Annotated in this window: 7 protein-coding genes; all 7 read left to right on the plus strand. The window is 36.2% G+C overall.

From position 1 onward, the window contains the following. Window positions 1-1,493 (plus strand): molecular chaperone DnaK (dnaK, locus tag KAS42_00510; GenBank protein MCK4904715.1); only part of this gene is annotated, 1,493 nt, incomplete at its 5' end. A 20-nt stretch (window positions 1,494-1,513) separates the two neighbouring features. Beyond that, entirely contained in the window at window positions 1,514-2,080 is a 567-nt protein-coding gene (locus tag KAS42_00515; GenBank protein MCK4904716.1) for a nucleotide exchange factor GrpE, read from the plus strand. After that, a complete protein-coding gene (locus tag KAS42_00520; protein MCK4904717.1) occupies window positions 2,070-3,533 on the plus strand; it encodes a DegQ family serine endoprotease in 1,464 nt (487 codons plus the stop codon). Before KAS42_00515 ends, KAS42_00520 begins: the two co-directional genes overlap by 11 nt. 118 nt (window positions 3,534-3,651) lie before the next feature. Continuing rightward, a complete protein-coding gene (gene groES / locus KAS42_00525; protein MCK4904718.1) occupies window positions 3,652-3,942 on the plus strand; it encodes a co-chaperone GroES in 291 nt (96 codons plus the stop codon). An 86-nt stretch (window positions 3,943-4,028) separates the two neighbouring features. Beyond that, entirely contained in the window at window positions 4,029-5,699 is a 1,671-nt protein-coding gene (gene groL, locus KAS42_00530) for a chaperonin GroEL (GenBank protein MCK4904719.1), read from the plus strand. Window positions 5,700-5,815: 116 nt separating this feature from the next. Further along, the gene (locus tag KAS42_00535; GenBank protein ID MCK4904720.1) at window positions 5,816-7,150 is read left to right on the plus strand and encodes an NTP transferase domain-containing protein; all 1,335 of its coding nucleotides are present in this window, start codon (window positions 5,816-5,818) and stop codon (window positions 7,148-7,150) included. A gap of 100 nt (window positions 7,151-7,250) precedes the next feature. Next, entirely contained in the window at window positions 7,251-8,705 is a 1,455-nt protein-coding gene (locus KAS42_00540; protein MCK4904721.1) for a hypothetical protein, read from the plus strand. Window positions 8,706-8,724 lie beyond the last annotated feature (19 nt).

An 8,724-nucleotide genomic window follows, 5' to 3' on the forward strand; every position in this document is an offset into this window, starting at 1 on the left:
ATTCTCAAAGACAGGCTACAAAAGATGCCGGAAAAATTGCAGGATTGGAAGTTTTGAGAATAATAAACGAACCTACTGCGGCTTCTTTGGCTTATGGATTAGATAAAAAGAAATCTGAAACCATAGTAGTATATGATCTTGGCGGAGGAACTTTTGATGTATCTATTCTTGAAATAGGCGAAGGCGTATTTGAAGTAAAATCGACAAACGGCGACACACATTTGGGCGGAGATAATTTCGACCAGAAGATTATGGATTGGTTAGCTGACGAGTTTAAAAAAGATAACGCCATAGACTTGCGTAAAGACCCAATGGCATTGCAAAGATTGAAAGAAGCGGCGGAGAAAGCCAAGTGTGAATTGTCCACTTCTTTAGAAACAGAAATAAATCTGCCATTTATTACTGCAGATTCTTCAGGACCAAAACATTTAAGTATTAAACTAACACGTTCGCAACTTGAGAAATTAGTAGATGAGCTCATAGAAAAAACAATTACTCCATGCAAACAAGCGCTTTCAGATGCCAAATTAAAACCTGAAAATATTAATGAGGTTATTCTCGTAGGTGGACAAACGAGGATGCCGAAAGTTCAGAAAGTGGTTAAAAATCAATTCAAAAAAGAGCCTCATAAAGGTGTGAACCCGGATGAAGTTGTAGCCATTGGAGCGGCTATTCAAGCAGGCGTTTTAAAAGGAGAAGTTAAAGATATACTCTTATTGGATGTAACGCCTTTGACTTTTGGAATAGAGACTTTTGGCGGCATAAGAACTACGCTAATACCAAGAAATACGACTATACCTACGAAAAAAAGCGAAATTTTTACTACAGCAGCAGATAGCCAAACTTCTGTGGAAGTTCATGTTCTCCAAGGCGAAAGAGAAATGGCTGTCGACAATAAAACTATCGGAAGATTCCAACTTATGGGGATACCTCCTGCACCAAGAGGAGTACCACAGATAGAAGTAACTTTTGATATAGATGCAAATGGTATATTGAATGTTTCTGCCAAAGATAGAGCCACTGGCAAAGAGCAAAGCATAAAAATTCAAGCTTCAGGCGGACTTTCTGAAGAAGAAAAGGAAAAACTTGTATCTGAAGCAGAACAACATTCTGAGGAAGATAAAAAGAAGAAAGAAAAAGCTGAAGCTAAAAATAAAGCTGACACAATGGTTTATCAGTCTGAAAAAATGTTGAAAGATAATAAGGACAAAATAAAACCTGACCAACAGAAAAAATTGGAAGAGGCCATCAAACAGGTAAAAGATGCTATCACCAAAGATGATGCAGATGAAATTAACAAAGCCACGGAAAACCTAAATCAAACCTGGCATGCTATTTCATCCGAACTTTACAAACAAACCACAGCTCAAGCTCAAGGCGGAGCCGAAAATTCTGCAGGACAGAACGCTAAACAGTCCAAACAAAGCGGCAATTCTAAAAATAGTGCGGAAGATGTAGTTGATGCGGATTACAAGGTCGAAGACGAAAAATAAAAAATATTACAGAGATAATAATGAATAAAACACATCACGAAAGTAAAACTAAAAAAGAGTTGATAGATTTGGAACACAAGAAAGACGAGCAAATATCAGCTCTGGTAAAAGAAAAAGAGGAATATATTGATAAGTGGAAAAGAGTACTTGCCGAACTTGAAAATTATCGCAAGAGAAATGAAAAACAAAGGGATGAAATAAAGAAATTTGCTCTTGAGAATGTTCTTTATCAGTTGTTAAGTGTAACTGACAATTTTGATAGAGCGCTTGCTCATATAAGCACTTCCGATTCGGATAATGCTATTAGGCAAGGCGTAGAAATGATATACAAAGAATTGAAAAATCTATTAACTCAACAAGGGGTTAAATCTATTGATGCTTTAGGTAAAGAGTATGATCCTAAGCTTCATGAAGCATTAGAAATGATTCATGAGGAAAAAAAGGGAAACAGGAATAAATATATAGTTGTTGAGGAAGTGTTACCAGGATACACCTTACATGATAGGCTCTTACGCCCCGCTAAGGTCAAAGTTGCCGAAAAAAAAGAAGAACCAAAAACAATTAAGGGAAAGGGAAATGAGAAATAAAATTTTTATAACAAGTGTTTTGTTAAGTTTGATGATTCTTTTTTCTTCTGTTGCTATTGTTAAAGCAGAGGAGATAGATTCTCTTCGTCAACTTTCCAATGCTTTTGTATCAATAAGCGAAAAGGTAAATCCTTCTGTGGTAAGTGTGGTGGCAACTACCAAACTTAAAATTTCTCAACGGGGTATGGCTCCTTTTGATGATCCATCTTTTGACAAATTCAGAAGATTTTTTGGACCCGACTTTTTTCCCAGAGGTAATTCATCGCAAGAAAAAGAATATGAACAATCGGGTATGGGTAGCGGAGTTATTCTAACAAGCGATGGATATATTCTTACAAATAATCATGTAGTGGCATATAATGGCAAAGTTGCAGACAAGATTAAAGTGATTCTTTCCAATGGCAAAAAATTCGATGCCGAGATAAAGGGAAGGGACCCGGAAACAGATATTGCGGTAATTAAAATAAATGCAGATAACTTACCGGCGGCAAATCTTGGTGATTCAGACAAGGCGAAAGTAGGAGAATGGGTTCTTGCCGTAGGCAATCCTTTTGGCCTGCAACATACGGTTACAGCCGGTATAATATCAGCTATCGGCAGAACTAATATGGGAGTTACTCAATATGAAGATTTTATTCAAACCGATGCCGCAATCAATCCCGGCAACAGCGGCGGACCACTCGTAAATCTTGACGGGAAAGTTATCGGAATAAACACATTTATCTTTTCCAGAAACGGGGGATATATGGGCGCAGGTTTTGCAATTCCGATAAACGTCGCACAAAACGTAATGAAACAGTTAATTGACAAAGGTAAAATTACCAGAGGGTGGCTTGGAGTAACTATTCAAGACCTGAACGAAGAACTTGCCGAATCTTTACAAATAAAGCAGACCAAAGGAGTTGTTGTCAGGCAGGTTCAAGTTGATTCTCCTGCAGATAAAGCCGAAGTCAATAGTAATGACATAATATTAAAAATAGACGGAAAATCCATAGAAAATACTAAACAATTAATGAACATTGTAGCAGGACTTGTTCCCGATACTGAAATAAAAGTCGTTATTTTAAGAGATGGGAAAGAGATTTCAAAAAAGGTAAAAATTGCAGAGAAAAAATCACTTCAAGAAGTTGCGGAAAAAACAGGTTCTGATCAATCTCAAGAAACATTGGGAATTGAAGTAAAAGAACTGAATAAAGAATTAACGGAAAAGTATAAACTTAAAAGCAGGCAAGGAGTAGTTATTATTAAAGTTAATTCTGATTCTTTAGCTGAACGCGCAGAGCTTAAAGAAGGAGATTTAATTGTAAACATAAACAAATATGATATTAAGAATATAGAGGATTACAATAAAGCTGTGGAAAATATTTCTGATAAAAAAAGTATTGAATTTACTTGTATAAGACAGGATAGGGGATATCAGTGGAGGTTTACCACTCGATTGCAACTAAACTAATAGAGAAAAATTGTAAATTTCAAGAATACTGTTATAATTACGGTTTCAAATTGGGTTGACTTCATGTCAGGTTAGTAGAACATTTGATAAAAACCAAACAAACAAGGAGGTTCAAGTTATGCGTATCAAACCATTAAACGATAGGATACTTGTAAAAAGGCTTGAAGCTGAAGGAAAAACAAAAGGCGGAATTCTTTTGCCCGAAACAGCTAAAGAGAAACCAAAAGAAGGAGAAGTAATTTCGGTAGGTCCGGGCAAAATATTAGAAAGCGGGAAAAGACAATCGCTTGAATTGAAAAAAGGCGATAAGATAATTTTCGAATCTTATGCAGGAACAGAAATTAAAGTGGATGGTAAAGAATATCTTCTCATGAAAGAAGACGATGTTTTAGGAATAATAGAAAAATAAGACATGATTCGCGAATTAGGGGGAACCCTGAAATCTTGATGGAAAATAAATATAATCAAATGAAATTAAAAGGAGGAATCTAACAGATGGCTAAACAATTATGTTTTGATGAAGATGCTCGTAAAGCGATTTTACGCGGTGTAGATAAATTGGCTGAAGCAGTTAAGGTTACACTCGGCCCTAAAGGTAGAAATGTAGTTATTGAGAAAAAATTTGGTTCTCCCACAATTACAAAGGACGGAGTTACCGTTGCAAAAGAAATAGACCTTGAAGACCCATATGAAAATATGGGTGCTCAAATGCTAAAAGAAGTGGCTTCAAAAACTTCGGACATAGCTGGTGACGGAACAACAACCGCAACCGTTCTTGCGCAAGCAATATGCAGAGAAGGACTTAAGAATGTTGCTGCCGGTTCCAATCCAATGGCTTTAAAAAGAGGAGTTGAACAAGCAGTGGCAATTGTAATAGATAAGCTAAAAAAGATAAGCAAAAATGTAAAAGAAAAACTTGAAATTTCTCAAGTGGGAACTATTGCTTCCAATAATGATAAAGCTATCGGTAACATTATCGGCGAAGCAATGGAAAAAGTTGGCAAAGACGGTGTTATTACCATAGAAGAAGGACAGGGACTTGAAACAACGTTGGAAGTTGTGGAAGGAATGCAATTCGACAATGGCTATCAATCTCCTTATTTTGTGACCGATGCGGAAAATATGGAAACCGTTCTTGAGAACCCGTATATTCTTCTTTGCGAAAAGAAAATTTCCAGTGCAAAAGATTTAATACCTCTTCTGGAAACCATATCCAAAGAAGGCAAACCTCTTGCGATAATTTCCGAAGAAGTAGAAGCTGAAGCGCTTGCAACTTTGGTTGTTAATAAAATACGTGGAACACTAAAATGCACGACTACAAAAGCTCCCGGATTTGGTGATAGAAGAAAAGCTATGTTACAAGACATAGCAGTTCTTACAGGCGGACAGGTTATATCCGAGGATATCGGCATGAAGCTTGAAAATGTAACGGTCGATATGCTCGGCAAGGCGAAAAGAATAAGAATGGATAAAGATAACACCACTATTGTTCAAGGGGCCAGCGACCAAAAAGAAATCAAAGGGAGAATAGATCAAATAAAAGCAGAAATAGAAAAAACCACATCCGATTATGACAAGGAAAATTTAAAGAAAAGACTTGCAAAACTTGCCGGTGGAGTTGCTCAAATCAATGTCGGAGCAGTTACGGAAACCGAGATGAAAGAGAAGAAGGCAAGAGTGGAAGATGCTCTACACGCCACACGCGCTGCCATAGAAGAAGGTATTGTCCCCGGTGGAGGAACAGCTCTTCTTAGATGTCTTTCGGTTTTAAACGAAAAAATTAAAACCATGACGGGAGAGGAAAAAATAGGCGCCGAAATAGTGCACAAGGCACTGACTGAACCGACAAGACAATTGGCTGGAAATGCCGGATTAGAAGGTTCAATCGTTGTTCAGAACATATTACGGGAAAAGAACGTAAACTACGGACTTAACATTGATACCGGCAAATATGAGGACCTTATCAAAATAGGCGTAATTGATCCCACAAAAGTAACAAGAACTGCATTACAAAATGCAGCGTCAATAGCTTCTTTGTTGATTACTACCGAAGCGTTGGTTGCCGAAATTCCTGAAAAAGAAGCCCCGGGTGGTGGAATGCCAGGTGGTATGCCGGGTGGTATGGGAGGTATGCCGGGCGGTATGGGTGGTATGGGCGGATACTAAAACAACTATTGAATTAACTTAGGTAAGATATAATTTGTAACCCCGGCTCCTTTTTAGGAGCTGGGGTTTTTTTAAGCAATTTGAGCATAGCAATTTTATTTTGCTATAATCCGAATATGGATTCCGAAAATAAGATTAATTCTTTAATTAAGAAGTATTCAACAGATTTTAATTATAAAATCCCGCGAATATCCATAATTCTTGCGGCAGGTCATGGGAAAAGAATTAAATCTTCCACTTCGAAAGTATTATACGAAATATGGGGTATTCCAAGCGTGAACAGAGTATTGGAATCTGCAGAGAAAGGTATTTCAAGTCCAAATCAGGTAATAGTTGTTGGTGTAAAGGCCAAAGAAGTGATAAAAGCGATTGGTAGACGAAAAAATACACAATTTGTTTATCAGAGCCAACAAAATGGCACAGGAGACGCTGTAAAGACCGCTTTGGAAGTAATAAATAAGACTTTCAAAGGCGATATATATATATATCCTGCCGATGCAGGATTAATAACTGAAGAGATAATAAAAGATTTCAGAAAACAATTTGAAAATTCACAATGCGATATGACTGTCCTCACAGGGGAATATATTGGAGATCCGGTAAAAAATCATTACGGAAGAATTATAAAGGAGAAACAAGATAGTGTTCTTGAGATAAAAGAATACAAAGATATCGTTGCGCTAAAAAATGCGTACAAAATTGTGCATAATGGCAAGACATTGTCTTTTAGGAAAGAAAAACTTCTAAAAATAGGAGAATTCAATTCCGGTATTTATGCATTCAAAATTAAACCGTTCAGGAATCATATATCAGAATTAAAATCAAACAATATTCAACAAGAATATTATTTGACCGACATGGTGAAAATTTTCAATAAATACAATCTTAAAACAGGTTCGCAGATGGTTGAAAATTCGAATTCTTTGATGGGATATAATGATAGAGCTACGCTTGAAAAAATGGAAAACATAGCTCGTCAGAGAGTATACGAACAATTAAAGGAAATCGTAATATTTCGAGACCCTGAAGATTTTTTTATAGCCGAAGAAGTTGTAAGTTGTCTTTTGGAAATGGATAGAAAAGGTATTTTAGTGGATTTACAGATAGGAAAAGGCGCTTACTTGGGTAGGGGAGTAATTCTTAATAGAAATGTAACAATAGGTAAGAATTCTTATTTGGAAGGGAATATCAATATCCAAGAAGGCGTAAAAATCCAAGAAGGTGTAAAAATTATAGGCGATGATAAATATCCCGTAAAAATAGGCAAGAATGTAAATATAAAAGGCACAAGTTATATATTTGGGTGCATTATAGATAGCAGTATATCTATTGAACATTGTATTCTTATAAAAAAACACATACAAAAGAAATTATCAAAGAGCGGGGAAATCAAAACACTGCGATATATTTTTCCCAAAGAAGAAGGCGTAGACTGTTTGGAAGAACTTTAGCAGAACGAGGGACGAAACATGAAGGACGAGGGACGAAAAATCGTCCTAACGAACACAGTGAGTGGACATCCTTCATCTATCTTCCATCATAATTAAAATCATGTCTAATCTAATAATCTCCCTTTCAGGCATAAGAGGAATAGTGGGCAAGTCTTTTACCCAGATTGAAGCATCCATAGCAACAAATCTTTTTTTAAAAATCTATCTTAAATCCAAAGAACAACCTCAAAAAATAATAATAGGTCAAGATATAAAGCCGACTGGCAAAACATTTCTTCAAACAGTTACCAATGCGCTTTATCAAAATAAAATAGAGAATATTATTAATCTGGGAATCACGACTCTGCCGATTATGCAGTGGGCTGTTAGATATTTTAAGGCAAGCGGGGGCATATTCATCACTGCAAGTCATAATCCCATTGAATATAATGGTATTAAATTTATATCCTCATCTCAAGACGGTGCCGGCATTCTTTCTGCGTCCATTATGCAAAAAATAAAAGACGCATGGGAGCAAGAACCCAAAAGCATTACCGCAGATATAAAAGAGCTTCCTTCGGAAACACTTTGCATAGATAAATACAACAGAGATGTCACAGAAAAGGTTGAAAAAATAATAGACCTTTGTTCGGGGAAAGTAGGCAAAGGTGAAGAGATTTTCTTGAAAATCAAAGAAAAACAACCCAAAATTGCTCTTGATGCCTGTTCTAAAGAAGGATTCCAAATCCCAAAAAGTTTCCTCATCTCTATTGGTGTAGAAGAAGAAAACATTTATTCCATAAATATGAAAGAGCTTTCAGAATGCAAACGCAGATTAGAACCTTCTCCAGTCTATCTCACAGAACTCAATCAAACTGTTGAACAACATAACTTAGATATAGGATTTGCTTTTGACCCGGATCAGGACCGTCTGGTTATAATGCCTCTTTACAGCGAAGAATTAACGCCTATTTTATGCGCAAAATTTCTTTTGGAACTGCAAAAGCAATCAAACATAAAACACGTAAAGAATATCGCTATAAATCTATCGACATCGTCATTATGGGAATATATGGCGGAAGAATATGGAATAGAAATAATCAGAACCAGGGTAGGGGAGAGAAATGTTGTAGAAGCAATGCAAACACATAGCCTCTCATTAGGAGCAGAAGGAAATGGCGGTATTATTCTAAAAGATGTGAATGCGGGAAGAAACTCTACCGTTGCAATGGCATTAATGTTAGCGTATATGATTTGGAGTAACCAATCAATACAAGAATTAGAGAGCCAGTTACCAAAATATTTTATGGTTAAAGATAAAATAGCAATCTCTATTCCGCAGGAAAAGATATCAAAATTTTTGAACGAAAAAATAAATACTTTTACCGAGCAAAATAAAAACGAAATAAAGTCATTAGATACGCAGGACGGTTATAAAATTATATTTAAAGATAATTCTTGGATTCATATAAGAATGTCCAATACCGAACCGATAATTAGAATAATTGCAGAATCAAAAAGCCTTGAAAAAGCCAATTCATTCATATCCCAATTCAAATCTCTTATGTCAAATTAGTAATTGGAAATTAGGAATT

The organism is bacterium (assembly GCA_023135785.1).
Lineage (GTDB): Bacteria > CAIJMQ01 > CAIJMQ01 > CAIJMQ01 > CAIJMQ01 > CAZNJA01.